Origin of the sequence: Lentzea sp. CA-135723, assembly GCF_050936595.1 — a bacterium.
GTDB lineage: Bacteria > Actinomycetota > Actinomycetes > Mycobacteriales > Pseudonocardiaceae > Lentzea.
In genome coordinates this window covers 4,229,866-4,254,370 of the sequence record NZ_JBNJMK010000001.1, presented here as the reverse complement: position 1 = coordinate 4,254,370, position 24,505 = coordinate 4,229,866, and the positions used below count along the sequence as shown (strand labels likewise).

General features: G+C 69.2%; 26 protein-coding genes. 9 read left to right on the top strand and 17 right to left on the bottom strand.

The window, feature by feature from the left end:
- Position 1: 1 nt before the first annotated feature.
- From ACQEU1_RS18970 to ACQEU1_RS18960, 3 genes are all read right to left on the bottom strand, one after another.
- A complete protein-coding gene (locus ACQEU1_RS18970) occupies positions 2-2,278 on the bottom strand; it encodes a cellulose binding domain-containing protein (protein ID WP_433203119.1) in 2,277 nt (758 codons plus the stop codon).
- Positions 2,279-2,724: 446 nt separating this feature from the next.
- Positions 2,725-3,642 carry an NADP-dependent oxidoreductase gene (locus ACQEU1_RS18965; RefSeq protein WP_433203116.1) on the bottom strand — a complete coding sequence of 306 codons (918 nt, stop codon included), beginning with the start codon at positions 3,640-3,642 and terminating at the stop codon, positions 2,725-2,727.
- Between the two features lie 73 nt (positions 3,643-3,715).
- Positions 3,716-5,107, bottom strand: coding sequence for a PLP-dependent aminotransferase family protein (locus ACQEU1_RS18960; protein WP_433203113.1), 1,392 nt, complete (start codon positions 5,105-5,107; stop codon positions 3,716-3,718).
- Positions 5,108-5,410: 303 nt separating this feature from the next.
- On the opposite strand from ACQEU1_RS18960, the gene ACQEU1_RS18955 reads away from it, so the two are divergent.
- The 3 genes from ACQEU1_RS18955 to ACQEU1_RS18945 are packed head-to-tail and all read left to right on the top strand — an operon-like array spanning position 5,411 to position 8,953.
- Positions 5,411-6,613 carry a hypothetical protein gene (locus tag ACQEU1_RS18955; protein WP_433203110.1) on the top strand — a complete coding sequence of 401 codons (1,203 nt, stop codon included), beginning with the start codon at positions 5,411-5,413 and terminating at the stop codon, positions 6,611-6,613.
- Entirely contained in the window at positions 6,610-8,148 is a 1,539-nt protein-coding gene (locus ACQEU1_RS18950; RefSeq protein ID WP_433203107.1) for a substrate-binding domain-containing protein, read from the top strand. Before ACQEU1_RS18955 ends, ACQEU1_RS18950 begins: the two co-directional genes overlap by 4 nt.
- On the top strand, positions 8,135-8,953 hold the full coding sequence (locus ACQEU1_RS18945) for a hypothetical protein (RefSeq protein WP_433203104.1): 819 nt from the start codon (positions 8,135-8,137) through the stop codon (positions 8,951-8,953). The genes ACQEU1_RS18950 and ACQEU1_RS18945 overlap by 14 nt, the downstream gene beginning before the upstream one ends.
- A gap of 72 nt (positions 8,954-9,025) precedes the next feature.
- Here ACQEU1_RS18945 and ACQEU1_RS18940 read toward each other — a convergent pair whose 3' ends face one another.
- Positions 9,026-9,604 (bottom strand): TetR/AcrR family transcriptional regulator, encoded by a 579-nt coding sequence (locus ACQEU1_RS18940; RefSeq protein ID WP_433203101.1) that lies wholly within the window; start codon positions 9,602-9,604, stop codon positions 9,026-9,028.
- Positions 9,605-9,711: 107 nt separating this feature from the next.
- Here ACQEU1_RS18940 and ACQEU1_RS18935 point away from each other — a divergent pair, with 107 nt between their 5' ends.
- The gene (locus ACQEU1_RS18935; RefSeq protein WP_433203098.1) at positions 9,712-9,891 is read left to right on the top strand and encodes a hypothetical protein; all 180 of its coding nucleotides are present in this window, start codon (positions 9,712-9,714) and stop codon (positions 9,889-9,891) included.
- Between the two features lie 46 nt (positions 9,892-9,937).
- Positions 9,938-10,750: a DedA family protein gene (locus ACQEU1_RS18930; RefSeq protein ID WP_433203095.1), complete on the top strand. Its 813-nt coding sequence runs from the start codon at positions 9,938-9,940 to the stop codon at positions 10,748-10,750.
- Between the two features lie 137 nt (positions 10,751-10,887).
- Here ACQEU1_RS18930 and ACQEU1_RS18925 read toward each other — a convergent pair whose 3' ends face one another.
- Both ACQEU1_RS18925 and ACQEU1_RS18920 read right to left on the bottom strand, forming a co-directional pair.
- On the bottom strand, positions 10,888-11,931 hold the full coding sequence (locus tag ACQEU1_RS18925) for a zinc-binding dehydrogenase (protein WP_433203092.1): 1,044 nt from the start codon (positions 11,929-11,931) through the stop codon (positions 10,888-10,890).
- A 40-nt stretch (positions 11,932-11,971) separates the two neighbouring features.
- Positions 11,972-12,715: an SDR family oxidoreductase gene (locus ACQEU1_RS18920; protein ID WP_433203089.1), complete on the bottom strand. Its 744-nt coding sequence runs from the start codon at positions 12,713-12,715 to the stop codon at positions 11,972-11,974.
- Positions 12,716-12,801: 86 nt separating this feature from the next.
- On the opposite strand from ACQEU1_RS18920, the gene ACQEU1_RS18915 reads away from it, so the two are divergent.
- Complete coding sequence (locus ACQEU1_RS18915; protein WP_433203086.1) at positions 12,802-13,383, top strand: TetR/AcrR family transcriptional regulator; 582 nt, start codon at positions 12,802-12,804, stop codon at positions 13,381-13,383.
- A gap of 10 nt (positions 13,384-13,393) precedes the next feature.
- Here ACQEU1_RS18915 and ACQEU1_RS18910 read toward each other — a convergent pair whose 3' ends face one another.
- The 7 genes from ACQEU1_RS18910 to ACQEU1_RS18880 all read right to left on the bottom strand — a co-directional run bounded on the left by ACQEU1_RS18910 (position 13,394) and on the right by ACQEU1_RS18880 (position 18,677).
- Positions 13,394-14,356: an alcohol dehydrogenase catalytic domain-containing protein gene (locus ACQEU1_RS18910; protein WP_433203083.1), complete on the bottom strand. Its 963-nt coding sequence runs from the start codon at positions 14,354-14,356 to the stop codon at positions 13,394-13,396.
- Positions 14,357-14,448: 92 nt separating this feature from the next.
- Entirely contained in the window at positions 14,449-15,177 is a 729-nt protein-coding gene (locus tag ACQEU1_RS18905) for an SDR family NAD(P)-dependent oxidoreductase (protein WP_433203081.1), read from the bottom strand.
- Positions 15,178-15,300: 123 nt separating this feature from the next.
- Positions 15,301-16,188 carry an SDR family NAD(P)-dependent oxidoreductase gene (locus tag ACQEU1_RS18900; protein ID WP_433203078.1) on the bottom strand — a complete coding sequence of 296 codons (888 nt, stop codon included), beginning with the start codon at positions 16,186-16,188 and terminating at the stop codon, positions 15,301-15,303.
- An 80-nt stretch (positions 16,189-16,268) separates the two neighbouring features.
- Positions 16,269-17,201: an NADP-dependent oxidoreductase gene (locus ACQEU1_RS18895; RefSeq protein ID WP_433203075.1), complete on the bottom strand. Its 933-nt coding sequence runs from the start codon at positions 17,199-17,201 to the stop codon at positions 16,269-16,271.
- Between the two features lie 26 nt (positions 17,202-17,227).
- A complete protein-coding gene (locus ACQEU1_RS18890) occupies positions 17,228-17,674 on the bottom strand; it encodes a nitroreductase family deazaflavin-dependent oxidoreductase (protein WP_433203072.1) in 447 nt (148 codons plus the stop codon).
- Positions 17,675-17,686: 12 nt separating this feature from the next.
- The gene (locus ACQEU1_RS18885) at positions 17,687-18,082 is read right to left on the bottom strand and encodes an ester cyclase (RefSeq protein WP_433203069.1); all 396 of its coding nucleotides are present in this window, start codon (positions 18,080-18,082) and stop codon (positions 17,687-17,689) included.
- A 4-nt stretch (positions 18,083-18,086) separates the two neighbouring features.
- Positions 18,087-18,677: an NADPH-dependent FMN reductase gene (locus ACQEU1_RS18880; RefSeq protein WP_433203066.1), complete on the bottom strand. Its 591-nt coding sequence runs from the start codon at positions 18,675-18,677 to the stop codon at positions 18,087-18,089.
- 88 nt (positions 18,678-18,765) lie between these two features.
- On the opposite strand from ACQEU1_RS18880, the gene ACQEU1_RS18875 reads away from it, so the two are divergent.
- On the top strand, positions 18,766-19,275 hold the full coding sequence (locus ACQEU1_RS18875; protein WP_433203063.1) for a MarR family winged helix-turn-helix transcriptional regulator: 510 nt from the start codon (positions 18,766-18,768) through the stop codon (positions 19,273-19,275).
- 1 nt (position 19,276) lies between these two features.
- Here the strand turns inward: ACQEU1_RS18875 and ACQEU1_RS18870 are convergent, their stop codons facing one another.
- Genes ACQEU1_RS18870 through ACQEU1_RS18860 form a run of 3 tightly spaced genes read right to left on the bottom strand, consistent with a single transcriptional unit; the run spans position 19,277 to position 21,641 of the window.
- Positions 19,277-19,972, bottom strand: coding sequence for a CE1759 family FMN reductase (locus ACQEU1_RS18870; RefSeq protein WP_433203060.1), 696 nt, complete (start codon positions 19,970-19,972; stop codon positions 19,277-19,279).
- A gap of 3 nt (positions 19,973-19,975) precedes the next feature.
- On the bottom strand, positions 19,976-21,145 hold the full coding sequence (locus tag ACQEU1_RS18865; protein WP_433203057.1) for a CE1758 family FMN-dependent luciferase-like monooxygenase: 1,170 nt from the start codon (positions 21,143-21,145) through the stop codon (positions 19,976-19,978).
- A gap of 22 nt (positions 21,146-21,167) precedes the next feature.
- The gene (locus tag ACQEU1_RS18860; RefSeq protein ID WP_433203054.1) at positions 21,168-21,641 is read right to left on the bottom strand and encodes a MarR family winged helix-turn-helix transcriptional regulator; all 474 of its coding nucleotides are present in this window, start codon (positions 21,639-21,641) and stop codon (positions 21,168-21,170) included.
- Between the two features lie 522 nt (positions 21,642-22,163).
- On the opposite strand from ACQEU1_RS18860, the gene ACQEU1_RS18855 reads away from it, so the two are divergent.
- Positions 22,164-22,790: a hypothetical protein gene (locus tag ACQEU1_RS18855; protein ID WP_433211576.1), complete on the top strand. Its 627-nt coding sequence runs from the start codon at positions 22,164-22,166 to the stop codon at positions 22,788-22,790.
- A 201-nt stretch (positions 22,791-22,991) separates the two neighbouring features.
- Here the strand turns inward: ACQEU1_RS18855 and ACQEU1_RS18850 are convergent, their stop codons facing one another.
- Entirely contained in the window at positions 22,992-23,678 is a 687-nt protein-coding gene (locus ACQEU1_RS18850; protein WP_433203051.1) for a hypothetical protein, read from the bottom strand.
- Here ACQEU1_RS18850 and ACQEU1_RS18845 point away from each other — a divergent pair.
- Positions 23,668-24,492 (top strand): transposase, encoded by an 825-nt coding sequence (locus ACQEU1_RS18845; protein WP_433203048.1) that lies wholly within the window; start codon positions 23,668-23,670, stop codon positions 24,490-24,492. The two genes, ACQEU1_RS18850 and ACQEU1_RS18845, sit on opposite strands and share 11 nt — an antisense overlap.
- Positions 24,493-24,505 lie beyond the last annotated feature (13 nt).

Here is a 24,505-nt window from a genome sequence, read left to right as displayed (position 1 = left end):
ATCAGTTGCCTCCGCAGGAGTTGCCGTTGACGGTGCAGCCGGTCGGGAGGCCGGAGCCCGAGGCGTTGAAGCCGAACTTCGCCGTGGCGCCCGCCTTGATGGAGCCGTTGAAGCTCGCGTTCGTGAACTTGTAGTGCTGGCCCGAGTTCGTCCGGACCGAGCTCCACGAGCTGCTGACCTTCGTGCCCGACGGCAGGTCGAACTCGACCGTCCAGCCGTTGGTCGCGGTGGCGCAGGCGTTGGTCAGCGTGACGTCGGCGCCGTAGCCGCCGTTCCACACCGAGGTCTGGGTGACCTTCGCGGTGAGGCATGAGCCGGTCGGCGGGTTGGTCGTCGTCGTGGTCGTAGTGGTGGTGGTCGTGGTGGTCGACGTCGTGGTGGAGGTGGTCGTCGACGTGGTGGTGTTGGTCGGCGGGGTGCCGTCGACGGAGTTCAGGAACAGCGACGCCCGCGAGTCGGTCCTGGTGGCGTCGATGCCGTGGCCGTTGGTGAAGTCGCGCTGCTCGTTGCCCGCCCAGTCGGCGATCGGCGTGCCGTTCACGTCCAGGTGCTGGTAGGCGGTGCCGTTCCAGCCGAACTGGTAGATGCGCGACCGGTCCGCGTAGTAGTCGTTGAACGGACCACCGGTCGCGGTCTGCTTGGTCATCTGGTTGTTGAAGAAGACGTTGCGGGGACCGGACGCGCCGGACCACTTCACGGCCTTCTTGCCCGCGCCCCACCAGATCGGGAACCAGTTGGAGTTGTCGGGACCGCCGCCGCCCTCCTCACCGCAGTTGGCGCGGCAGTTGGCCGAGCGGTGCGCGTAGGGGACCTTGACGGTGTTGAGCTCGAACAGGTTGTTGCGCTCCCAGCCACCGTGCAGGTTCAGGTCGGAGTCGAAGTCGTTGCCGATCACCACGTTGCCGGAGGCGGACCACTGGAAGGTGAAGTGGCGCAGGTTGCGGCTCGTGTTGCCGGCGTAGAGCGAGTCCCACACGCGGGAGCCGCGGAAGTAACCGTTGCCGCCCTTGCCCTTGTTCCACGAACCGTCGAGCTCGTTGTTCACGATCTGGAGGTTCTTGGCCTCCTCCGTGACGATCGGGTGCGACCCGGTCATGTCGGCGCGGATGCCCTTGACCCACGAGTTGGCCGCCCACTTGAAGACGATGCCGTGCATCTCGGCGGCGGGCGCCATGTTGCCGTAGTTGTTGACCGAGTCGGCCTGGTTGAGGCCCGGCATCGCCTGTGTGAAGCCGAAGTCCTCGAAGCCGACGCCGACGACGGGGTCGACCAGCGGCGAGACCTTGGAGTCGTACGGGGCGCCGGCGATCGGCGCGGAGCCGTCCGAGACGGAGCTGACCGGGACGTCGAACTCCAGCGGCTTGTCGAGCGTCACCGTGTTGCCGGAGACCGCCGCGACCGTGAAGATCTGCTGCCGCATGTGCATGTTCAGCATCGGCCACTCGGTGCCGGTCGCCTGCTGCTGCTCGTAGAACTTGACCGAGTTCGCCGCGCGGACGTTCACGAACTCGCCGACCTTGATCTTGCTCGCGGACGCGACGGCGATCGTGCGGTCGCCGGTCTTCGCGGCCGTTGCGACCTTCGCGCCGACCTTCCAGTGCACGTTGACCGTGCCCTCGAAGATGTCCTTGCGGTTCTCCGGCGCCGCCGCGTAGTCGCTCGCGTAGCTCGGGTCGACCCCGCGCGACTGCACCCGGAACAGGCCGCGGCCGGGCCACAGCCAGCCGCCCTTGCCCGCGCCGGAGGTCATGCCGTCCTCGTCCCAGTCGGACCCGTCCGGCGTGAGGGCGTCGTAGAGGGTGTTCGCGTCTGGCCGGTACGTGATCTTCGAGGCGTCCTTGCCGGCACCGCGGATGATCAGGTAGTCGGCGTCCACGTGCAGCTCGCGCGACACGGCCAGCTCACCGGCGGGCAGCGTGATCAGGCTGAGCTTGCTGTAGCTCGCGGACGGCGAGCAGGTCGTCTTGATCGAGTCGATGGCCGCCTGCAGACCGGCCGAGTCGTCCTGGCCGTCGTTCGGGCGGACGTTGAACTGGCTCGCCAGCTCCGCCGCGGTGATCTGGCAGGCCGCGCTGGGGTTGACGTCGCCCACGCCGGGCAGGTTCTGCCCGCCCCGGTAACCGGCCTTGCTCCAGTCGTAGAGACCGCTCACCGCGGCCCTGCGGTTGCCCGACGACGTGTCGAGGTTGGTGAGCGCACCCGCACCGGGAGCCGCGCCGGCCGCGTTGACCAGCACGACGATGCCCGCCGCGGCGAGTGTGCCCACGACACCGAGCACGGCTGCTCGTCGTAAGCCTGGATTTCGGGACACACATGCCTCCATGAACTGGTCGACGACGGATGCGTGTGTGGCGGCTCACACTGCGGGGTGGAATTGTTAATAATGAACAGAGTGCTGGTCAATACCTTTGTCCAAACTGGTGAAAAACGTTCGAGCATGTGAAAAATCAGATATGTGAATTAGGGAATTGGCATCGTTTGCAGAAGCCGATTGCCGCCTGCGGTGGAAAGGCGTGCGGGTCGGAACGAGCCTTGCGGCCGCAACTTTTCCCGGTCCTGCGCGGCCTGCTTGGCGCGCGGACGAGATCGGCCTAGGGGGTGCTGACCAGGTTCGCGGGGTGCTCACAGCAGAAAGCCGCAAACCGAGTGAGCTCGGTTTGCGGCGATCGGCGGATTCCTGGTGTGGCCTGCGTTTCCTATTTCCAGGCGTCCTCTGCGGGGCGGTCAGCGGTCGGCGACAACGATTACCGGCTTGCCGTCACGGCGTTTCGCGGTGAACGCGGTCACCGCTTCTTCCAGGGGGTACCGCTCGCCGACGAGCACGCGCAGGCTCCCCTCGCGGACCAGGTTCGCGAGCTCGGTCAGCTGCCGCCGGTCCGCCTCGACGACGAAGAAGACCGTCCGGCCGTCGCGGGGCCGGGCCTCGGTGGGCTCGGCGACGGTGACGAGCGTGCCGCCCGAGCGGACCAGGGCCGCCGAGCGTGCGAGCACCTCGCCGCCGAACACGTCCAGGACGACGTCGACCTCGCCGACGTCCTCCAGCCGTTCGGTGTCGAGGTCGACGAACGCGGTGGCGCCCAGGCTGAGCGCGACGTCGCGGTTGTGGGTCCGGCCGGTGCCGACGACCCTCGCTCCCGCGCGGCGCGCGAGCTGCACGGCGATCGAGCCCACGCCGCCCGCCGCGCCGTGGACGAGGACGGTCTGCCCGGTCTGGATCCCGGCGTGCACGAACAACGCCTGCCACGCGGTCAGGCCGGAGATCGGCAGGGCGGCGCCGACGGTGTGGTCGACGTCGGCGGGCAGCGGCGCCAGGTTGCGGGCCTCGACGGCGGTGAACTCGGCGAGCGAACCGTCGCGGGTCCAGTCGGCGAGCCCGAAGACCCGTTGCCCGACGGTGAGGCCCGTGGTGCCGTAGCCGAGCTCCGCCACGACACCGGACAGCTCGTGCCCCGGCACGCTGGGCGTCCGGTCGCGACCCGCGCGGTCGGTCCAGGTGCCGGGCCAGTCCAGCTCGCCGGGGGTGAAGCCGGCCGCGTGCACGCGCACGACGACGTCGTTCTCCGCCGCGTGCGGGTGGGGGCGTTCGGTCAGGGCGAGTCCGGCGGGACCGGCGCCCTTGTCCTGGACGGTGATGGCCTTCATGGTCCCGAAACTAACCCCGTTCCGTCCCGCGGGCTGGGACCACTTGGTGCCCGCGAACGGGAACCAGTCGGACTCACCGGAGCACGCGCACCAACGCCTCCAGCGCACCCGACCAGGCGCTGGGGGAGGGCGTGGCGAACCCGGCCACCACGCCGTCGCGGTCCGAAGTGGACTCCGGGTGCCGGAACTTGCCGAGCGGCTCGAACACCAGCTGTTCGCGTGCGGCCCGCCGCACGAGCTCCGCGCCGGTCCGGCCGGGCACCTCGAGCAGGACGTGCAACCCGGCGGACATCCCGGCCACCCGCACGTCCGGCCCGAGCGCCTCCACGAGCTGCCGCCGCCGTTTCGCGTACCGCACCCGCATGGCGCGGACGTGCCGGTCGTACGCCCCGGACTCGACGAAGTCGGTCATTGCCAGCTGGTTGACGAACCCGGCCGTCTCCTCCGTCTCGCCCTTCTGCGCGGCCACCGCCCCGACGAGGTGGCCGGGCAGCACCAGCCACCCGAGCCGCAGCCCCGGCGCCAGCGACTTGCTCGCCGTCCCCAGGTAGATCACGTGGTCGTGGTCGAGCCCCTGCAACGCCCCCACGGGAGCCCGGTCGTACCGGAACTCGCCGTCGTAGTCGTCCTCGACGACCACCGTTCCGCGCCGCCGCGCCCAGTCCACGACCGCCGCCCGCCGGTCCGGGTGCAACGCCACGCCAAGCGGAAAGTGGTGCGACGGCGTGAGGAGCACCGCCCCGACCTCCGGCATCCGGTCGAGCTCGGACACCACCGCACCGTCGGCGTCGACCGGCAACGGCACCGCCTCGATCCCGGCCCGCACCAACGTCTGCCGCTGCGTGGGCAGCCCGAACTCCTCGACCGCCACCCGCGAAACTCCAGTGGCGGCAAGGGCATCGGCGACCAGCCGCAACCCTTCCGCGGCACCACTGCACACGACGACGTTGGCAGCCTGCGCGCGCAATCCCCGAGCACGAGCGAGATAACGGGCAAGGGCCTCCCGCAACTCATCCCTGCCGTGCGGATCGCCGTACCCGAACGCCTCGAACGGCGCTGCACCGACCGTGCGCTTCACCGCCCGGATCCACTCGTCCCGCGGAAACGACGACAAGTCCGGCCGGCCCGGCAACAGGTCGTGCACCACCTGAGGCCGCACGACCGGAACCCGAGGCAGCGCACGCTCACCCGACTCGGCCGACCGCCGCGACACCTCGGTGCCCGACCCGTGCACCCCGGTGAGCCAGCCCTCGCTGATCAGCTCCGAGTACACCCGCACCACGGTGTTGCGGCCCAGTCCCAGATCACCGGCCAGCACCCGGCTCGACGGCAACCGCGTTCCCGGCGCCAGCCGCCCGCTGCGGATCGCCTCGCGGAAGGCGTCCATGAGACCGGCGCGGACGTTGCGCCCGAGGTGTCCCAGATGCAGGTCGAGACCAGCCGTCCGGGCGGCGTGCTCATTCACGACGGCCAACGATACGACCGTCGGGGCAGGCCATCCATCGGACGATGATGAAACTGTGGGTACGACTTCGCCGCCGGGCCGTCCCCGACAGCGTGAAATCCACGCGGTCATCCGCCGGTCACAGGCAGTGCCGGCCACCCGCGCCCAACCGTGCCACCTCCTGATTCCTTGCTGTGTCAGGGAATCGGCGTCGGCGATGTCTCGTCGATTCCAGTCGGCGGGGCGTTGTTTGGTCCGTAACGGCCTTCCGCGGCCGCGCGATCTGACCGTCGACTCACCGCCATCGAACCCGAGGAGATCGTCGTGGTGGACCAGCCGGGCGACGGCGCGCTCGTGCGCGTGCGGTGGCCGGATCCCTTTCATCGCAGCAGACGTGCCCGCAGGGTGTACCTGCCGATCGTGATCGCGCTCGCGGCCGGGCTGTGCGTCCTGGTCCCGAACAAGGCGATCTACCTCGGCTGGCAGACCGTGCAGGTCGTCGACGGGAACGTCGGATCGAAGAAGGTGCTGTTCGACGACGAGGTCATCCGGGACCGCTTGCTGACCTCGCACCTGCGGGTCACGGTGACCCCCAAGGGGTCGAGGGCGGGGGTGACCTCCGACCTGAGCGGGGTGGACTTCGTGTTCCCGTCCGGCCAGCCCGCCGCGATCAAGGCGAAGGCGCAGAAGGGCGCGCGGCAGAACAAGCTGCAGTACATGAGCCCCGTCGTGATCGCCACGTTCCGGAAGTACGTGACCGTGCTGGAGAAGGAAGGGGTGGTGACGCCCCAGGTCGCGCCCGCGAACACGCCCTCCTACGGCAAGCCGATCTACTACAACCTCGACGTGGAGAAGCTCGTCGAGCTCATGCGAAAAGGCGCGAAGTGGAAGGACCTGGACCCCGCGCTCGGTGAGAACCGGGTGCTGGTGGAGACCGGCGACCTGTGCGACGCCAACCACGCGGGCGCCTGGCTCGCCATGCTGGCCTACGTCGAGAACGGCAAGAAAGTCGTGACCTCACCCGACAAGGCGGAGGAGACGGCGGGCAAGCTGAAGGACCTGCTGCTCACCAGGGGAATGTCCAAAGAGGACCTGCACGCCCTCTACCGGGTGCCGGAGGGGGAGCAGTCCCCGCTCATCGTCATGTACGAGCACCTCTTCCTGGACCTGCAGCTCGATGCCGTCGATCGCGACGACGTCCCGGACCTCGAGCGGGTCATGCTCTACCCGAACCCGAGCATGGAGTCCCAGCCGCAGCTGGTCTCGTTCACCGAGAAGGGGCACCGGCTCGGCAAGGTCCTGGACGAGGACGAACCGATCCGCCGGCGGGCGCTGGAGCTCGGCTTCCGGCTGGTCGACGACAAGACCGGCCTCGACAGCCGCAAGCTGGCCGAGTACCTGGTTCACGAGGAAGTGCCGGTGCCGGACATGAAGAACGCGGCCACCACGGTCGCTTCACCGGACGAGGCGCTCCTCGAAGTCATGATCAAGAAGGTGCTGGACGGCGTCAGGACGTGCCCCGAATGAAGAGGTTGCTGTCGTGCGCGGTCGTCGTCCTCCTCGTCCTGACGGGGGCGGGGTGTTTCGGCGGCGACTCGTCTGTCCGGGTGCGCGTGCTCGCCAGCCCGGAACTGCGCGACCTGGAACCGCTGCTCGAAGAACTGCGCGAGGAGCGGGGAATCCGGGTCGAACTCGACTACCGGCCGACCGTCGACCTGGGCGACACCCTCGCGGAGGGGACCGGTGGCCACGACTTCGCGTGGCCGTCGTCGGACGGCTACCTCAAGCTGCTGCTGCGCGACCGGAAACCGCCGCGGAACCTGCCGCCCAGCACGCCGATCATGACCTCGCCGGTGGTGATCGGGGTGACCGCCGAGGTGGGTCGCAAGCTCGCCGCACGCGCGCAGACCCCGACCTGGGCGACGGTCGCGGACCTCGCCGCGACCGGAGACCTGCGCTTCGCCATGGGCGACCCCGTGCACAGCGGCACCGGTCTGGCCGCCCTGGTCGGGGTGGCCACCGCCGCGGCGGGCACGGGTCAGGCACTGCGCGCCGACGACGTGAGGTGCGACCGGCTCAGCGGGTTCTGGCAGGGACACGCCGTGGCCACCGACAGCTCCGCCGCGGCGGCCGGCCAGTTCGTGCAGCCGGGACCGCTCAACGGGCTGATCGCGACCGAGTCGGTGCTGCTGAAGCTGAACGCGAGCGGAACCCTGCCCGAACCGCTGCAGATCGTCTACCCGGCGGACGGCATCGTGCTCGCCGACCACCCGTTGCTTCTGCTCAACGACAAGCAGCGCACGACCTACGACACGGTCGTCGAGTGGCTGCGCACCGAACGGGCTCAGCGCTGGATCATGGACAAGACGGCGCGCAGGCCCGTCAACCCGGACGTGCCGCGCAGCGAACGACTGGCCCGGCCGGTCGGCACCGCGCTGTACTACCCGGACGACCTGAGCGTGGTGCGCAAGCTGCAGGAGAACTACCGGAAGCAGGGCACGCCGGACCTCTCGCACCGGTACGTCGTGTTCGTCCTCGACTACTCCGGCTCGATGAGGGAGCAGATCGACGCGCTGCGGTCCGCGTTCCGGGAGCTGACCAGCCCGAGCACGGGCAGCTTCGTCCGGTTCTACCTCGGCGAGCGCATCCGGGTGATCAGGTTCGCGGACCAGGTGCTGGAACAGCGCGACTTCACGTTCCCCGGTGACACCGCCGAACTGGAGAAGACGATCGGCGCCACCGACTTCGGTGAGAACACGGCGATCTGGTCCGCGGTGGACACCGCGTACGCGGCCGGCGCGGACCTCCGCAGGTCCGCCCCCGGCTCCCAGGTGTCGGTGGTGCTGATGACCGACGGCCGCAACAACAACGGCATGTCGGCGACCGACTTCCTGGCCGCACAACGAACCCGCGGCACGGTCGGGCCCCTGCTGGCCATCCGCTTCGGCGACGCGGACCCCGCCGAACTGTCCCGCGTCGCCGGCGACACCGGCGGCTCGGTGGTCGACGCGACGGGCCGGTCGCTCGCGGACGCTTTCAAGGAGACCCGTGGTTGCTTCTGAGAACATCACCGGCCTGACCGACCAGCAGTGGATGGCCCACTGGTGGTTCGAGATGGTCGTCTGGACGATCACAGCCGGTCTGCTGATCGCGTTGCCCGTGACCGCGTTGGTGTACCGGCGCATCGACCGCCGGGCGGCGGAGCGCCGCAGCCACGGTTCCGTCGTGTACGTCTACGTGCCGTTCGTGGAACAGGCCAGGGACGCGGCGACCGCGGCGGTGAAGCACCGCAAGGAGGCGTCGACCACCGCGGACGGCACGGCCGGCCGGTTCGGCCTGAAGCGCAAGACGGCCACCGAGGTCACGCGCGAGTTCACCGAGAACCCGAAACCCGCCGCGATCATGAGCAGGCTCCTGGACATCTTCGACCGCAACGACGAGATCGTGCACGTGTCGCTGGCGTCGGGCGAGGTCAAGGGCGGCCCGGCGCTGCGGGGAAGACTCGACGGATCGGACCGGCCGGGCGCGGTCGCCCTCGAGAACCTGGGCGGCCTCTTCCTGTTCCGAGGCCGGTTCCAGGTTCTGGACGTCGCCGAGGCAGCGCCGGAACAGGAAACGGAGCCGGCCGGAAACCGGAAGGACAACGCCACGGCGAAGACGAAGGCCCTCGAGAAGCCCGTGCTGAAGCAGATCACCCTGGAGGCGCGGTTCGGAGGGGACCTCGCGGGGCGACGCGTCAGGCTGGAGTTCGCAGCGGAGACCGCGCCGTTCCCGGTCTCCGCGGAGTGCGGCTGCCTGGCCTTCGTCGACAGCTGGGACGAGACCGGGACCACCCTGGACGTGACCCCGATCGTCGTCCTGCGTTAGCTCCGAAGCCGCCGGGCTTCAGGGGAGTGGCGCGGGCTCGTCCGGGGTACCAGAAGCCCTGACGCGCCGAGATCACCTGGTCAGCAACTGGTGCACGTGCCACTGCAGCAGGCGTTTCTCGCGCGGCAGGTCGTAGCGTTCCGGTTCGATGACAGCGCAGAGGTGCAGACCGTTGATCAACGCCAGCAGGTGGGCGGCCTGGTCGTCGACGTCCTCGTCGGCCAGGTGCCCCTGCGCCGCCAGTGTGGAGAGCCAGCGGCGCACCGCGGCGACCGACGCCTCATGACCGGCTTTCAGGACGTTGCGCAGAGTGGCGGGCGCGTTCGGGGCCAACGCCGAGCAGTTGAGGTCGAACCAGTTGTCCCGCAACGAGATCTCCTGGTCGGGTTCCGGCAGGAACTGCAGGAGGCAGTCGTAGAGGCGCACGGCAGGGTCTTCGGTGTCGTCCTCGATGGCCAGGTCGGTCAGCAGCGAGGCGACCAACTCGGTCGTCACCGCGAGGTGCAGGGCGGCCTGCGACGGGAAGTAGTGGCGCAACGTCGTGGCGCCCACGCCGGCCTCCCTGGCGACCCCCCGCACGCTCAGGGCGCCGAAGCCGCTCGTGTTCACCAGCCGTAGTGCGGCTCTGACCAGTTCTTCCCTCGTGGACATGCCACCGAGCGTACCGGTACAGATCGGCTCAGCGTGCCGGTACAGTTGCGGCATTTCGTGCTAGTACATATCCTCGGATCGTACTAATCGACAGGAGGGAGACCACGATGACGCAGTCGCTGGTGGAGCCGACGACAGCGCGCTTCGCCCGCCCGGGATGGCCGGAGGTGCTGGCCCTGTCGGGTGTGATGGGCCTGCTGGCGTTCGCCGCCGCCGCCTCCGCAGGGCCGGTCATGTTGGCCCTGCAGCTGCTGTTCATCGCCGTGCTCGCCGTCCTCGTCTCCTAGAAGTGCTGTCACGCAAGGACCCCTGCTCCCCAACGTGAGGAAAACGATGAGCAAGACGTCCGAGATCAACGAGAGCAGCACGCCGGCCGAAGTGGACAAGCCCGAAGCCCCCGCCAAGACCGAGACGCGGCGGACGTGGTGGGGCCGCACCTACACCCAGGAGGAGATCGACGCCGCCCAGCAGCAATGGCGTGACATCCGGCCGTGGGGCAGCCCGATGGAGCGGGCGGACAAGGTGCTGATCGGCCTGCTGATCGCCACGATCACGCTGTCGCTGGTGTCCCTGCCGCTGCGCCCGTTCCTGCTGGGCGAGCACCCGCTCGCGACCGCGGCCGCCACGGGCAGCTCGTCCGCGATCGGCGCGGGCGCCGCCTTCGCCAGGCTCGGTCAGGCGGACCTGTGGCTGGTCATCGCGGCGGGCATCTTCGGAAAGATCAAGTTCGACTGGCTGTACTGGTGGGCTGGCCGCCGCTGGGGCGCGAAGAGCGTGGGGTTCTTCGTGCCGACCGACAGCGCGCAGCGACTCGTCCCGCGACTGAGGTCCTGGCCGGCGTGGGGCAAGTTCGGCCTCGTCGTCGCCGCGTCGGTGCCAGGCGTGCCGTCGATTCTCGTCTTCCTGGTCGCCGGCCTGGCGAGGATGTCGCTCCCCGCGTTCCTGGCGGCGAACGTGCTCGGCGCGGGAATCATGACCGGACTGGTCGCCGGCCTGGGCTACGGGCTCGGCCAGGACGCCGTCGACGTGGTCCTGCTGATCGACCGCTACGCGCTGTGGATCACCCTCGCGTTCGCCGTTGTCATCGGGGTCCAGGCCACTCGGGCGCAGCGCGCCCGCCAGAAGGAACAACAGGCCGCCAAGTAGGACCGGGATGTCCTCGGGCTCGCAACCATGATCTGAAACCACGAACCGGAGAATTCGGGGAGTGCCCGAAAGCAGAGAAGCAGGTGGAGACGAATCTCCACCTGCTTCTCTGGAGGTGCCGGAGCGTGCCACGTCCGTCATGGCTTGATGAGGACCTTGAGGCTCCTGCGGTCGGCCATGTCCTGGTAGGCGGCGGGAACGCCCGCGAAGTCGGTGGTGGCGTCGAAGACCCTGCCCGGTTCGATGGTGCCGTCGAGGATGGAGGGCATCAGCGTCTCGATGTGGGCGCGGGTCGGTGCGGGGCCGCCGGCGAGGCGGATGTTGTGGCGGAAGAGGCTGCCGAAGCCGACCGGTGCCTCCTCGTACTGGGGGACGCCGACGCGGCTGATGACGCCTCCGCGCCGGACGACGCCGAGTGCCTGCTCGTAGGCGAGCCTGGCTCCGACGGCGTCGATCACGACGTGGGTGCCGTGTCCGCCGGTCAGTTCGCGAACGGTCTCGACGCCTTCGGCGCCGCGGGCGGAGACGACGTCGGTGGCGCCGAACTCGCGGCCCAGGTCGGTGCGGGCCTGGTGGCGTCCCATCAGGATGATCTGTTCCGCGCCGAGCCGCCTGGCCGACAGGACGGCGAGCAGGCCGACCGCGCCGTCGCCGATCACGGTGACGCGGGTGCGTTCGCGCACGCCTCCCGCCACTGCCGCGTGGTAGCCGGTGCCGAAGACGTCGGAGAGCGTCAGCAGGGACGGGATGAGCGCGGAGTCCGGCGCGACGGGGAGCTTCACCAGGGTGCCGTCGGCGAGGGGCACGCGGACGGCTTCGGACTGGCCACCTTCTTCCGCCTCGCCGTCCCAGAAGCCCGCCTGCGGGTGGCTGCAGGAGGAGTGCAGGCTTTCGCGGCAGAACTCGCAGGTGTTGTCGGAGATCGCGAACGGGACGACGACGAGGTCGCCGCGCCGGACGGTGCCGACCTCCGAGCCGACGTCCTCGACGACACCGATGAACTCGTGGCCCATCCTTTCGGGACGGCTGCTGGGTTTCATCGAGCCGTAGGGGTGCAGGTCGGTTCCGCAGACGCAGGAGGCGGTGACCCGCACGAGAGCGTCGGTGGGCAGCTTGATGACGGAATCCGGGACGTTCTCGACGCGGACGTCGCCCGCGCCGTACATGAGAGTCGCACGCATGGTGGCGTTTGTCCTTGAGGTTAAAGGGAACGAGCCGCCGTCACGCGGCGAGTCCGCCGTCGATGTTGAAGGTCGAGCCGGTGATGTACCCCGCCTCCGGGCCGGCGAGGAAGGCGGCCAGCGCGGCGACCTCCTCCGCGGTGCCGTAGCGGCCGAGTGCGCCGCGGGACTTGAGCAGGTCGGCGAACTCGCCCTCGTCGGGATTCATGTCGGTGGCGATCGGGCCGGGCTGGATCACGTTGACGGTGATGCCGCGCCCGCCGAGGTCCCGTGCGGTTCCCTTGGAGTAGACGGTAACGGCCGCCTTGGTCGCCGAGTACTCGGCGAACCCGGAGAACATGATCGAGCCGGTGGCGGTGGAGGTGGAGATGTTGATGATCCGCCCGTGGTCGGCCATGACGGCCGCGGCGGAGCGGACGGCGTTGCGCACGCCGCGGTAGTTGATGTCGATCTGCCGGTCGGACGTCTCCAGGTCGATGCTGTCGAACGGGCCGCCGACGGTGACGCCGGCGCTGTTCACGAGGATGTCGAGCCGGCCCAGCTCACCCGCGACCTGCCGCACGGCGGCGTCGACCGCGGCCGGGTCGGCCTGGTCCGCGCGCAGTACCAGGGCCCGGCGGCCGAGAGCCGTGATCTCCTCGGCGACGGACTTCGCCGCGTCCTCGGAGGCGGTGTAGGTGAGGGCGACGTCGGCGCCTTCGCGGGCGAGCCGGAGCGCGACGGCGGCGCCGATGCCCCGTGACCCGCCGGTGACGAGGGCGACCTTGCTGTCGAGTGCTCCCATGGGTCTTCTCCTGTGTCGATGCTGTTATGTACCGATCGGTACGGAACCATCATGGCACGTTCTGTACCGCGAGGTATAGTTGGGGCATGCCCAGGCCGCGTGAGTTCGATGCCGACACCGCTCTCGACCGGGCGGTCGACGTGTTCTGGGAACACGGCTACGAAGGCGCCTCGCTGGCGCACCTGACCGAGGCGATGGGCATCAACAAGCCCTCGATGTACGCCGCCTTCGGCGACAAGCGCCAGCTCTTCGAAAAGGCGGTGCAGCGCTACATCGCGACCGGCCCCGCCTGGGAGATGGAGGCGTTCGAGCTGCCCACCGCCCGTGAGGCCGTCGCGACCTTCCTGCACCGCACCGTCGACGTGGTGACGAGCGACGGGCACCCGCACGGATGCCTTGTGGTGCAAGGCGCCGGCAAGTGCGCTCCGGACAACCGCCCGGTGCGCGACTACGTGGCCCAGCAACGGACCAACGCCCTGACGTTCATCCGCGAACGGTTCGAGCGCGCCGCGGCCGAATGTGATTCCACAATGGACGCGGACCCGGAGGTGCTGGCGCTGTTCACCGCCGCCCTCAGCGAGGGGATCGCGGTGCGGGCCAACGACGGTGTCCCGGCCGAGAAGCTGCACCGCATGGTGGACCTGGCGATCCGGGGCGCGTTCGTCTAGTCGTTGCGGCTCAGGGGATCAGCACCGGCGCAGGGCCCGCGGATCGCGACTCGACGTCCCGATGGGCGCGCACCACGTCCGCGAGTGCGTACCTTGTGATCTCGCGCTTGCCGAACACGCCCTCGCGCAGCGCGTCGAAGAGTTCCTCGGCGGCACCGAGCAGGGCGGCGCGGCTGGGCAGGTGCTCCCCGGTCGAGGAGCGCGTGATCCGCACCCCGGACGCCTGGGTCCTCAGCCGGGAGACGTCGATCTCCCCGGAGGCGTTGCCCAGCAGGTCGAGGGTGCTGCCGCTGGTCAACACGCCCGCGACGTCGTCGAAGACCGCCTGACCCACCTGGTCGTAGACGACGTCCACCGGCTGCACGGCCTGGGACACCAGTCGGAACAGGTCGCCCGTGTTCGCCACGGCGACGTCCTCGACGCCCAGCGCGGTGACCGCGGCGACCTGCTCGGGGCGAGCCACCAGCGCGACCACCTTCGCTCCGAGGTGCTGTGCCCACGGGGCGAGCAACGAACCGACGCCGCCCGTCGCCCCGGTGACCACCGCCAGCGTTCCACTGTGGACCGGAAAGACGCGCCGCACCCGTGCCCACGCGGTGAGTCCCTTGGCCAGCAACGAGGCGGCGACGTCGGACGGGACGTCGTCCGGGACGGGAACGAGCTGGGACGCCGCGATCAGCCGCACCGACCGGTAGGCGCCGGGCGAGAAGAAGTACCCGGCCCGCTGTCCCGGCGAGAACTCGGTGACCCCCGGCCCGACGGCCTCCACCGTTCCCGCCGCCTCGACGCCGATCACGGCCGGCAGTGGCCGGAGCGGGAACGTCCCGTCGCGGAAGTAGGTGTCGACGTAGTTCAGGCCCACGGCTTCCTGCCTCAACCGGACTTCGCCGGGGCCTGGTTCCGGAACGTTCTCGCTCTCCAGTCGCAGGACCTCCGGTCCACCCTGCTGGTGCAGGCGCACGACGTCGCTCACGGTCTCACTCCTCGTCTCGGCGTGTTGTATACCGAACGGTACAGAACTGGTGCGCGCAGTTCTGTACCGAGAGGTAAGGATCACAGCGTCGCTCAGAGCTGCTTCTCGCCGCCGTCGACGTGGATGTTGGAGCCGGTGATGAAGCTGCTCTGGCTCGACGCCAGGAACAGCACAGTGCCGGCGACCTCGTCCGCCGTGCCCATCCGCCCGATCGGCACGCGCGCCGCGAATCCCGCCCTGACGTCGTCGTCCATCCCGGCGACCGCGGGGGTGTGGATCGTGCCGGGGGAGATCGCGTTGACCCGGACGCCTCGCGACTTGAGCTCGTTGGCCCAGGTGCGCACGTAGGAGCGCAACGCGGCCTTGGTGGCCGAATACGTGCCGAACTCCATCAAGCCGTCGTCGGCGCGGACCGAGCAGTTCACGATCACCGACGAGCCCTCGTTCAGGAACGGCAACGCCTTCTGCACGGTGAACAGCGTGCCGCGCACGTTGATGCCGAAGAGCCGCTCGAAATGCTCCTCGGTGGTCTCCGCCAACGTCGCGAAGCCTCCGATCCCCGTGTTGGCGAAGAGCACGTCGACCCCCTTCGCCCGCGCGCGAACGGCGTCGTAGAGGCGGTCCAGGTCGGCCGCGTCCGCCACGTCGCCCGGTACGGCCGTGGCGTTGCCGACGACCTTCAGTGCGGCGTCCAGCTCCTTCTCCCGCCTGCCGGTGATGAAGACGTGCGCGCCCTCGTCGGCCAGGCGGCGCGCGGTGGCCAAGCCGATGCCGCTGCTGCCTCCGGTCACCACTGCCGTCTTGCCTTCGAACAGACCCATGCCATCGACCTCCGGACAAGTTATGTACCAATCGGTACTGAACTTGACCCTAGCAGTTCGGTACCGGCCGGTACCGAACTGCCGTGCTGGAGGGGGCCGGGACACCACGGTGCCGCAGCCCGTTCACGAACTCAGCGCGTGCCGCAGGAGCGAGTCGGACGCGGTCATGAAGCTTTCGACGCGGTCAGGGGTCATGCCGAGCGACGGCCGGATGGGACGGGCCTTGCGGTCGAACATCAGGCCGGTGCGTCCGTCGAGGTCCGCGGTGAACAGCAGCGGGACGATGCGCCGGGCGTAGGTCCGGGCGGACTGGGCGAGCATCCCGACGAGGGTCTCGGTGGCCCTGTGGGCGAAGCTGCCTTCGCCGAGGTAGTTGGCGCGGATGTCGGTCTTGACCAGTCCTGGGTTGAGGCCGAAGTAGGCAGGCCCGGTCTCGGAGCCGGCGCCGTTGACGGTCAGCGCTTCGTTGGCGGCGACCGTGTTCATGTGCGCGGTGTTCTGGTTGTAGCCGGTGAGGGCGTTGAGGTCGTCCGGGTTGCCGTCCTGGTCACCGCCGGGACCGGCCATGACGAACACGCGGGCTCGAGCGGACCGGCCGGCGCCGATGCGCGGGTCGAGGCCGCGCAGCAGGGCGTAGCGGCTCAGGTAGCTGACCGCCATGTCCCGTTCGACACCCTCCGGGGTCTCCTCGCGGGCCTTGGCGGCGGTGATGCCGTTGGTGAACAGGACGACGTCCTCTGCCTCGACCGGCAGCTCCTCGCCGAGGCGGAGTGCCTCGCTCATGGAGGACAGGTCGGCTTTGACGAAGCGCAATCGTTCGTGCGGTGCGTCTCGGAGAGTGCGTCCGACCACGGTCACGTCGGCGCCGAGTGCCAGGGCCTGCTGTGCGACGGCCTGGCCGAGCCCGTTGGTGCCGCCGATGACGGTGAGGCGCTTGCCGGTGAGGTCGAGCCGGGAGAGCGGGGTCGTGTGGACGACGGTGTCGCGGTCGAGCGTTCCGAAGGAGCCCATGGGACGTGTCCTCTCAAGGGGTGGTGGGTCGGTGGCGGCAGGATCGGGCCGTGCTCGGAGGTGGTTTCTCCTGCCGGCGGTCAGTGCGGGTCGGGGCGCAGGCGGATGACGCGCTTGCCGAAGCCGTGGCGGGTGGCGACGTCGACGTAGGCGCGGCGGACGTCCTCAAGGGGGTACTCGGCCTCGATCGGCACGACGAGCTGCCCCTTGACGACGAGGTCCTGCAACGCTTCCCAGATCTCCGGCGCCATCGCGTCGCCGTTGCCCTGCGACTGCACGCCGTGGCGCTGGACGGCGGCGTAGTCGGCGATCGTGTTGATGCGCGCCGGTGCCACGCCGAGCTCGATGGCGAGGTCGACGTAGCCGCCGCCGAAGGTGTCGACGACCGCGTCGATCCCGCCGGGCGCCATCTCCCGCAGCCTGGTGCTCAGGCCCGGCCCGTAGGTGACGGGGTCGACGCCGAGTGCTTCGAGGTGTTGGGCGTTGCCGGGGGAGGCGCCGCCGATGACCCGCGCGCCTCGCAGCCGGGCGAGCTGGGCGGTGAACACGCCGGAGCCGCCCGACGCCGAGGACACGAACACGGTCTCGCCCTCGCCGGGGTCGACGGCCGCGACACCGGCCCACCCGGTCGCGCCGGAGGCGGGAATCGTTGCTGCTGAGGCGAAGTCGAGGCCAGGAGGGATCTTCGCGGTGCCGGCGGAGTCGATCACGGTGAAGTCGGCCATCGCGGCGCGGGGTGCGAAGCCGATCACCGGGTCGCCGACCTCGAAGCCGGTGACGCCCGGTCCGAGCGCGGCGACGACGCCGGAGAAGTCGTGTCCCTGGCCCATCGGGAAGTCCGCGGGCCAGATCTTCGCGTAGAGCCCCTCGCGGATGCCGACCTCGGCCGGGTTGAGCGATGCCACGACGACCTGGACGAGGAGCTGTCCTTCGGCGGGTTCGGGGCGGGGGACGTCGACGACCTGGAGGACCTCGGGTCCGCCGAAGCGGGTGAACCGGACTGCCCTGGGCATGGTGTTCTCCTGAACTGTGAAGGGGATCAGTCGGTGATGCGTTCGAGCACGAAGATCGGCATCTTGCGGTCGGTCTTGGCCTGGTAGTCGACGTACTCGGGCCAGACGACGATCGCCCGCTCCCACCAGGTCTGGTACTCGTCGCCGTCGAGTTCGCGAGCGAGGTAGTCGTGCTTGTGCGGGCCGTCCTGCAGCTCGACGTGCGGGTGCGCCTTGACGTTCGAGTACCAGGCGGGGTTGGTCGGCGCGCCGCCGAGCGAGGCGACGACGGCGTAGTCCCCGTCGTGCTCGACGCGCATCACGGGGTTCTTGCGCAGCTTGCCGCTCTTGGCGCCGACGGTGGTGAGGATGATGATCGGGCCGCCGGCGGGGTTCCTGCCGGTGTCGCCGGCGCCGTCGTTGGCCTCGAACGCCTCGACCTGTTCACGGGCCAGGTCGAACGTTCCGGGTGCCCATTCGCCTTGCAGAGGCATGAGGTTGCTCCTTCAGGAATCGAGTTGTCGTTGTGCCGCACCGGTGTCGACGACGAACCACATGTCGTCGACCCGGCCGTCACGGATGCGGTAGAAGGCGGCCTCGTCGACCTCGAACGAGCCGCCGGTGGGCCTGATGCCCAGCCACTCCTTCGCCGGCGTGCCCCGGTCGAGGAGCCGGGCGGTCAGGCGGTCGCCTGTGACGACGACGTCCCGGGCCGTCCACACGAGATCGGGCACGGCCTCGGTCGCTGTGAACCGCATGGCCGCCATGACCTCGTCACGGCTGACCGGCTGGCCGTTCAGGGTGACCTGGTCGTGGAAGAGTTCGCTCAGCTCGTCGAACCGGCGGCCGTTGAGCACGTCCAGGTAGTGGCGGTAGAACTCACGCAAGTCGTTGTGCGACACGGCTTCAGACCGCCGCGAGCGCGGTGGCTTCGCGCACGGACCTCATGGCGCCGGCCCAGCTCTCCAGCTGGTCGAACATGACCTGGGCGAACGTGGCGTGGATCTCGGCGGGCTGGAAGGCGCTGAAGTTCTCGAAGTCGGTGAACAGCGAGAAGCTGAGCTGCTGCTGGACGTGCGCCACCTGGAGTTCGCTGAGCACGCCGCGCAGGTGCTCGATGGCGCGGGCGCCGCCGACGCCGCCGTAGCTGACGAACCCGGCCGCCTTGTTGTTCCACTCCGCGTACAGGTAATCGATCGCGTTCTTCAGCACGCCGGACGTGGAGTGGTTGTACTCGGGCGTGACGAACACGTAGGCGTCGTACTCGGCGACCTTGCTCGCCCACGCCTTGGTGTGGTCCTGGGTGTAGGTGCCGGGGCCCGCCTTGGCCGACATCGGCTCGTCGAGGTGGGGCAGCGGGTAGTCGAGCAGGTCGAGCACCTCGTAGTCGGCGCCGGTGCGCCCGGCGGCCTGCGCCATGACCCAGTCGGCGACGGTCTTGCCGTTGCGGCCGGGACGGGTGCTGCCGATGACGACGGCGATCTTGAGGTTGGACATGACCATCCTTCGAGGTTCGATTACATGAATGTTCATGTATTACTAGCAGGCCGGGCGCCAGAAGATCCACCGGGGATAGGCTCGGCCGATGACGGAGGAAACCGACTGGTTGACGGCGGACGAGGCGCGCACCTGGCGCGCGTTGCACGCGGCGCTGGTCCTGCTGCCCGTCGCCCTGGACGCGCAGCTGCAGCGGGACGCGCAGCTGAGTTATCTGGAGTACTACGTGCTGGCGGGGCTGACCGAGGTGCCGTCCGGCCGGCGTCGCCTCAGCGAGCTCGCGATCCTGACCAACGCCGAGCTGTCGCGGATCTCGCACCTGGTGGCGCGCTTGGAGAAGCGCGGCCTGGTGGAGCGCCGTGTCGACCCCGACGACGCCAGGGTCACCAACGCCGTGCTCACCGAGGCGGGCAGGGCGAAGATGGAACAGGCCGCGCCGGGCCATGTGGCGACGGTCCGCGAGCTGGTCTTCGACGGCCTCGGCGAGACCGGGCGTGACGAGCTGAAGAACACCGCGTCCCGCATCGTGGCCGCGCTCAGCGCCAGCGACCTGCCGCTCGCGCCGACGATCCGCAAGGCGTTGCGCGAGACGAAGTAGCTCATCTCCGGGTGTCCACCAGCGACTGTCCACCGGCGGCCAGCCGCATCAGGCGGGTGTCGAAGTCGAGGTCCTCGACGGACTTCTCGGCGCGGGTCGCGTTGCCGTTGAACGTGTGCTGGTAGCCCTTCCACGCCGCGTCGGTGATCGCCTCGCCGACCCGTGCCCTGGTGAGTTCGGCGAACTCGACGGCGGCGCGGTCGATGCGCTTGCCCAGCGCGGGATCCGCCCAGTCCTCGGGCGCGGCGAACAGCGACGTCGGTACCGGCATCGCCCGCATGAAGGCGAACAGGGGCCGGAGCTGCTCGTCGACGACCATCGCGTGCCTCGCGGTTCCGGCCGTGGCGCTGAGGATCACGGGCTTGGCGACGATCAGGTCGTTGTCGAGCAGGTCGGCGAACGACTTGAACAGCCCGCTGATCCCGGCCTTGTAGACCGGTGTCGCGACGACCAGCCCGTCAGCGGCGCCGACCTGTTCGATCGCCCGCTGCACGCTCTTGACCGGATCGGCGGACACGATCGACCGGCCGATGTCGGCGGCCATCCCGGCCAGGTCGACGAAAGACGCTGTTACTTCTTCACCTGACGCGCGGAGACGGTCCATCACGGCCGCGGTGGCGCGTTCGGCGAGCATGCGGGTGGTCGAGGGGTCGCTGACACCCGCGCTGACCACCACGACGTTGATCGGCTTGGTCATGGTTCACACCGCCTGGAGGACAGGGCTGTCCTGGTAGGGCGAGACACCGGAGAGGTTGTCGCCGCGGTTGGGGTTGGGACGCGGCTGACGCGGTGTCGCGTCGCCGTACTTCGCCTCGACGAGGCTGCGGTGCGTGGGCGTGGCAGGCACACCGGGAGCGCGGCGGCTGTCGAACTCCTTGCGCAGCACGGGGATCACCTCGGTGCCGAGCAGCTCGAGCTGCTCCATCAGCACACCGTGCGGCAGGCCGAGGATGTCGAGCGCCCAGAGCTGGCGCTGGTAGTCGCCGAAGCCGTCGCGGAAGGTCAGCGTCTTGTCGATGATCTCCTGCGGGCTGCCGATGCTCAGCGGGGTGCCGTTCGCGAAGTCTTCGAGGCTCGCGCCGCGGAAGGCGGGGAAGCTCTCGAAGTACGGCCGGTACTGCGCCCACGCGTCCTGCGACTTCTTCGCGACGAACGCCTGCCCGCCCAGGCCGACGATCGCGTGTGACGCCGGACCGTGGCCGTGGTGCTCGTACCGGGTGCGGTAGAAGTCGACGAGCCGCTTGAAGTGCGCGTTCGGTGCGAGGATGTGGTTGGCGAAGAACCCGTTGCCGTAGAAGGCGGCCTGCTCCGCGATCTCCGGCGTGCGGATCGACCCGTGCCACACGAACGGCGGCACGTCGTCCAGCGGCCGCGGCGTGGAGGTGAAGCCCTGCAACGGGGTCCGGAACTTCCCCTCCCAGTCCACGACGTCCTCGCGCCACAACCGGTGCAGCAGGTTGTAGTTCTCCAGCGCCAGCTCCACACCGTCGCGGATGTTCTGCCCGAACCACGAGTAGACCGGCACGGTGTTGCCGCGCCCGAGCATGACGTCGAGCCGTCCGTCGGCCAGGTGCTGCAGGTAGGCGTAGTCCTCGGCGATGCGCACCGGGTCATTGGTGGTGATCAGCGTCGTCGACGTGGACAACGTGATCTTGCTCGTGCGCCCCGCGAGGTAGGACAGCAGCGCAACGGGCGACGACGCGGCGAACGGCGGGTTGTGGTGCTCGCCGAACGCGAAGACGTCGAACCCCAGCTGCTCGGCGTGCAGCGCCGACTCGACCACGCCCTTGATGCGTTCGTTCTCGCTGGGGGTGTACCCGGTGTTCGGGTCCGGCTCGATGTCGGCCACACCCATGATTCCGAACTCCATGACGATCTCTCCTTCGCGGCGTTCAGTCGCCGGCGGTGTCCAGGTGGCGGCGCAGCGACGCCGTCAGGTTCTCGACGTTCTTGAGCTCCTCCGCGGTCAGCGCGTCGACGAAGAGCTCACTGATCGCCTGCAGGTGCGGAGCGGCGCCCCGGCGGAGCTCGGCGGCCCCGGTCTCGGTCAGCACGATCTCCGCGGCCCGCAGGTCCTTCGCGTTGCCCTCACGGGCGATGAGGTCCTTGGACTCCATCCGCCGCAGGTGGTGCGACAGCCGGCTGCGCTCCCAGTCGCACACCTCCGCGAGCACGGACGACCGCAGCCGCTGACCCGTGGCCTCGTGCAGGGCGAGCAACACCTGGTAGTCGGCGGGCGACAGGATCGACTCCTGCTGCATGCGCCGCGCCATCCGGGTCTTGAGCCGTTCCGCGGTCTCGATGAAGTCCCGCCAGATCCGCAGCTCGTCACCCGACGGCCTGCGTCGTGCCTCCGCCTCGCCCATGCCCGCTCCAATAGTTGACGCGTCAGTTGTTGACGCCTCAACACTAGCGCCGAACGGTTGACGCGTCAATATTGACGCGTCAACCGTTCGGGCTGGGGGTGCGGGCCGGACGTTGGTGGGCTGTGAACGCGCTCCGGACCGATGCCGCGGCCAAGGTGGCCTCGCAGCCTGCGCCCGTAATCCCAGGGCATGATCCAGAGCCGCGAAACGGAGAATTCGGATGAGCACGCGAAAAGCAGAGAAGCAGGTAGAGACGAATCTCTACCTGCTTCTCTGGAGTACGCCGCCAGGGACTCGAACCCCGGACCCGCTGATTAAGAGTCCTCGGGTGGACCCCGCCGAGGATGTCGGGTGATGTCGATGAGTGCCGTTTCAGCACTTCAAGGCCAGGAAGCGCTAGATGCTCTTGTCGCGTCGTGCCACTCCGTGTCGTCGCAGGTCGGGGATCTCGGGCACGCCTCGGGCTCCGCGGTCACTGTTTCCGGGGTCCTTCACGACGTCGAGCGGGCGGTCACGGTGATCATGGCGACGGTTGTCGGGCTGACTTTCCTCTTCGGCTTCGGCAACGTCCTCAACCTTGCTCTGCGGCTCGGCGTTCCGGTGTGGGTGGCCCCGCTCATCGCACCCGCGGTCGATCTTTCCGTCCTCGGGCTCCTGCTCGCGACGAGGCACTTGGCGTTGCACGGCGCGTCGGTCGAGGTTCTGCAGCCGCTAAGGCGTTTCACGCTCTTCGTCAGTGCTGTCACCTTGGCGCTCAACGTGGCGGACCCGCTGCTGTCAGGTGACTACGGGAAAGCCGCGTTCGACGCGGTTGGCCCAGTCCTTCTGATCGGATGGACCGAGGTCGGGCCAGGCATGCTGCAGGCGGTTTCGCAGGCCACTCGATCACAACCCGCTGAGGTTGCCGTTGCTGACATCGTGCGGGACCCGAATGGCACGGTAGAGGTTCAAATCGATCTAGCAGACCTCGACCTGGCACGGCTGGCGGATGCGCGGCACTGGTCAGTGCATAGGCGGCCTATTTCAGCGGGCTCTCTGCGGAGCGAGCTCAAGATCAGCATGGACCGCGCGCGGGACCTGGTCGCGGCGCTGCGCGAAGAGTTGGCCGACGTGATCGCCGAACGTGCTGGTGGCCCCAGGCGAGCATGACGAGCCCTAGAAGAAGCAACGGCGGAACACCGGAAGACAGATCCGCGAGAACCGGCACTGATCCACTTGGGTGCCTGGGCATGGCGGACGTACGCGGCCCGCCGGACGGCGACTCATCGTCCCGCCGGGCGGGCCGCATCATTTGTGTGTGCCTTGAGGTGCCGACAAGCCCTCTGCGCCGCGGACGTGGTGCGATTCGCGTCAGCGTTGCGAGACCGCAGACAAGTGGTGCTGGCTGCTCGCGCCGTCGACGTGCGGAGTGAACGTCATCGTGCGTCGACGCAGGTCGGCGTGGACGGTGCCGGTGCCGTTGTGCCTGCGCAGTTCGTGCCAGATCCGGAAGCCGGTGAGGACGGCCTGCTCCCAGTCCGCGGCGGTGCGGCCGCCGACCTCCAAGTGGCCGGAGGAAGTGGCGATCCAGGCGAGGAGGGAGTTGTCGACGTGGTCGGCGCCACGCAGGTAGTCACGGCTGGCGGCGTAGGCGAACACGGTGACCGCGATGCCCTCCTCTACGACGATCGCGCGCCCGCCGTCCTCGATCTCGTCGGTGGTCGGGTTGCTGCGACGCTTGCGGCGGAGGAGCGAGCGGGTCACCGGTGACCACCCCAGCACGGTCGCATAGGCGAGGTGGAACACGTCGTGGAGTCGGTAGCCGTCGCCGGTGTGGGAGGAGTCGGTGAGCGCGTCGCCGAGCTGCTTCCCGTCGCACTGGACGATCGTGGTGGGGCTGCTCGCGGTCGGGGTGTCGTCGCGGTTTGTGAAGACGTAGGTGAGGGTGTCAGGCAGCTGCTCGTGCTCGGGGTAGCGGCTGTCGAGCCGGTGGTCCGCGGCGGTGGGTATCCAGCGGTGTTCTTGACGGGTGAGGTTGGAGCAGGCGATGTCGCGCATCTGCAGGCCCATCGCGTCGGCGAACCGGGTGAGCCGGAAGAGCCAGGTGGCACGCCTGCGGGCGCACCTGCGGGACTTTTACCCGGTCGCGCTGGCCGCATTCGGCGAGGATCTCGCTGCCGCCGACGTGCTCGAGTTACTCAAGCGCGCTCCGGACCCGGACGCCGCGGCCAAGCTCCCGCGGGAGCAGATCGTCGCGGCGCTGCAGCGAGCAGGCAGGCGAAAGATCGAAGAGCGAGCCGACAGGATCCACTCGGCTCTGAGGGCCGACCAACTGCGCGTGCCCGCGGCTTTGCAACGTGCGTATGCCGTGACGGTGAAGTCGCTGGTGGCGGTGATCGCCGTGCTTGTCGCGGAGATCACCGCCGTCGAGAACGAGATGGTCAAGCGCTTGCGCAAGCACGCGGACGCGGAGATCTACCTGTCCCAGCCAGGCATGGGCGAGACCCTGAGCGCTAGGGCTCTCGGCGAGTTCGGTGACGACCGCACGCGCTACGCCAGCCCGAAGGCCCGCAAGAACTACGCCGGCACCAGCCCGGTCACCATCGCCTCCGGACGCAAGACCACCGTCAACTGCCGATACGTGCGCAACACCAGACTGGTCGACTCGCTCATGCGCCAAGCTATGAGCGCCCTGAGCGCCTCGCCTGGAGCACGTGCCTGCTACGACCGCCAACGTGCCCGCGGCGTGCCACACAACGCCGCCCTGCGCCACCTCGCCAACCGGCTCGTCGGCATCCTTCACGGCTGTCTCACCAGCCGCACCACCTACGACGAGACCACCGCCTGGGCACACCATCTAGCTGCGGCTTGAGACCTAAATCCCA

Bases quoted from the DNA above. Each gene is read 5' to 3' on its own strand.
- ACQEU1_RS18965 (WP_433203116.1), bottom strand. From the start codon at position 3,642: ATGAAGGCCATCACCGTCCAGGACAAGGGCGCCGGTCCCGCCGGACTC.
- ACQEU1_RS18950 (WP_433203107.1), top strand. From the start codon at position 6,610: ATGAAGAGGTTGCTGTCGTGCGCGGTCGTCGTCCTCCTCGTCCTGACG.
- ACQEU1_RS18940 (WP_433203101.1), bottom strand. From the start codon at position 9,604: ATGTCCACGAGGGAAGAACTGGTCAGAGCCGCACTACGGCTGGTGAAC.
- ACQEU1_RS18935 (WP_433203098.1), top strand. From the start codon at position 9,712: ATGACGCAGTCGCTGGTGGAGCCGACGACAGCGCGCTTCGCCCGCCCG.
- ACQEU1_RS18930 (WP_433203095.1), top strand. From the start codon at position 9,938: ATGAGCAAGACGTCCGAGATCAACGAGAGCAGCACGCCGGCCGAAGTG.
- ACQEU1_RS18925 (WP_433203092.1), bottom strand. From the start codon at position 11,931: ATGCGTGCGACTCTCATGTACGGCGCGGGCGACGTCCGCGTCGAGAAC.
- ACQEU1_RS18920 (WP_433203089.1), bottom strand. From the start codon at position 12,715: ATGGGAGCACTCGACAGCAAGGTCGCCCTCGTCACCGGCGGGTCACGG.
- ACQEU1_RS18915 (WP_433203086.1), top strand. From the start codon at position 12,802: ATGCCCAGGCCGCGTGAGTTCGATGCCGACACCGCTCTCGACCGGGCG.
- ACQEU1_RS18905 (WP_433203081.1), bottom strand. From the start codon at position 15,177: ATGGGTCTGTTCGAAGGCAAGACGGCAGTGGTGACCGGAGGCAGCAGC.
- ACQEU1_RS18900 (WP_433203078.1), bottom strand. From the start codon at position 16,188: ATGGGCTCCTTCGGAACGCTCGACCGCGACACCGTCGTCCACACGACC.
- ACQEU1_RS18895 (WP_433203075.1), bottom strand. From the start codon at position 17,201: ATGCCCAGGGCAGTCCGGTTCACCCGCTTCGGCGGACCCGAGGTCCTC.
- ACQEU1_RS18890 (WP_433203072.1), bottom strand. From the start codon at position 17,674: ATGCCTCTGCAAGGCGAATGGGCACCCGGAACGTTCGACCTGGCCCGT.
- ACQEU1_RS18880 (WP_433203066.1), bottom strand. From the start codon at position 18,677: ATGTCCAACCTCAAGATCGCCGTCGTCATCGGCAGCACCCGTCCCGGC.
- ACQEU1_RS18875 (WP_433203063.1), top strand. From the start codon at position 18,766: ATGACGGAGGAAACCGACTGGTTGACGGCGGACGAGGCGCGCACCTGG.
- ACQEU1_RS18870 (WP_433203060.1), bottom strand. From the start codon at position 19,972: ATGACCAAGCCGATCAACGTCGTGGTGGTCAGCGCGGGTGTCAGCGAC.
- ACQEU1_RS18865 (WP_433203057.1), bottom strand. From the start codon at position 21,145: ATGGAGTTCGGAATCATGGGTGTGGCCGACATCGAGCCGGACCCGAAC.
- ACQEU1_RS18860 (WP_433203054.1), bottom strand. From the start codon at position 21,641: ATGGGCGAGGCGGAGGCACGACGCAGGCCGTCGGGTGACGAGCTGCGG.
- ACQEU1_RS18855 (WP_433211576.1), top strand. From the start codon at position 22,164: ATGGCGACGGTTGTCGGGCTGACTTTCCTCTTCGGCTTCGGCAACGTC.
- ACQEU1_RS18845 (WP_433203048.1), top strand. From the start codon at position 23,668: ATGTCGCGCATCTGCAGGCCCATCGCGTCGGCGAACCGGGTGAGCCGG.
- ACQEU1_RS18850 (WP_433203051.1), bottom strand. From the start codon at position 23,678: ATGCGCGACATCGCCTGCTCCAACCTCACCCGTCAAGAACACCGCTGG.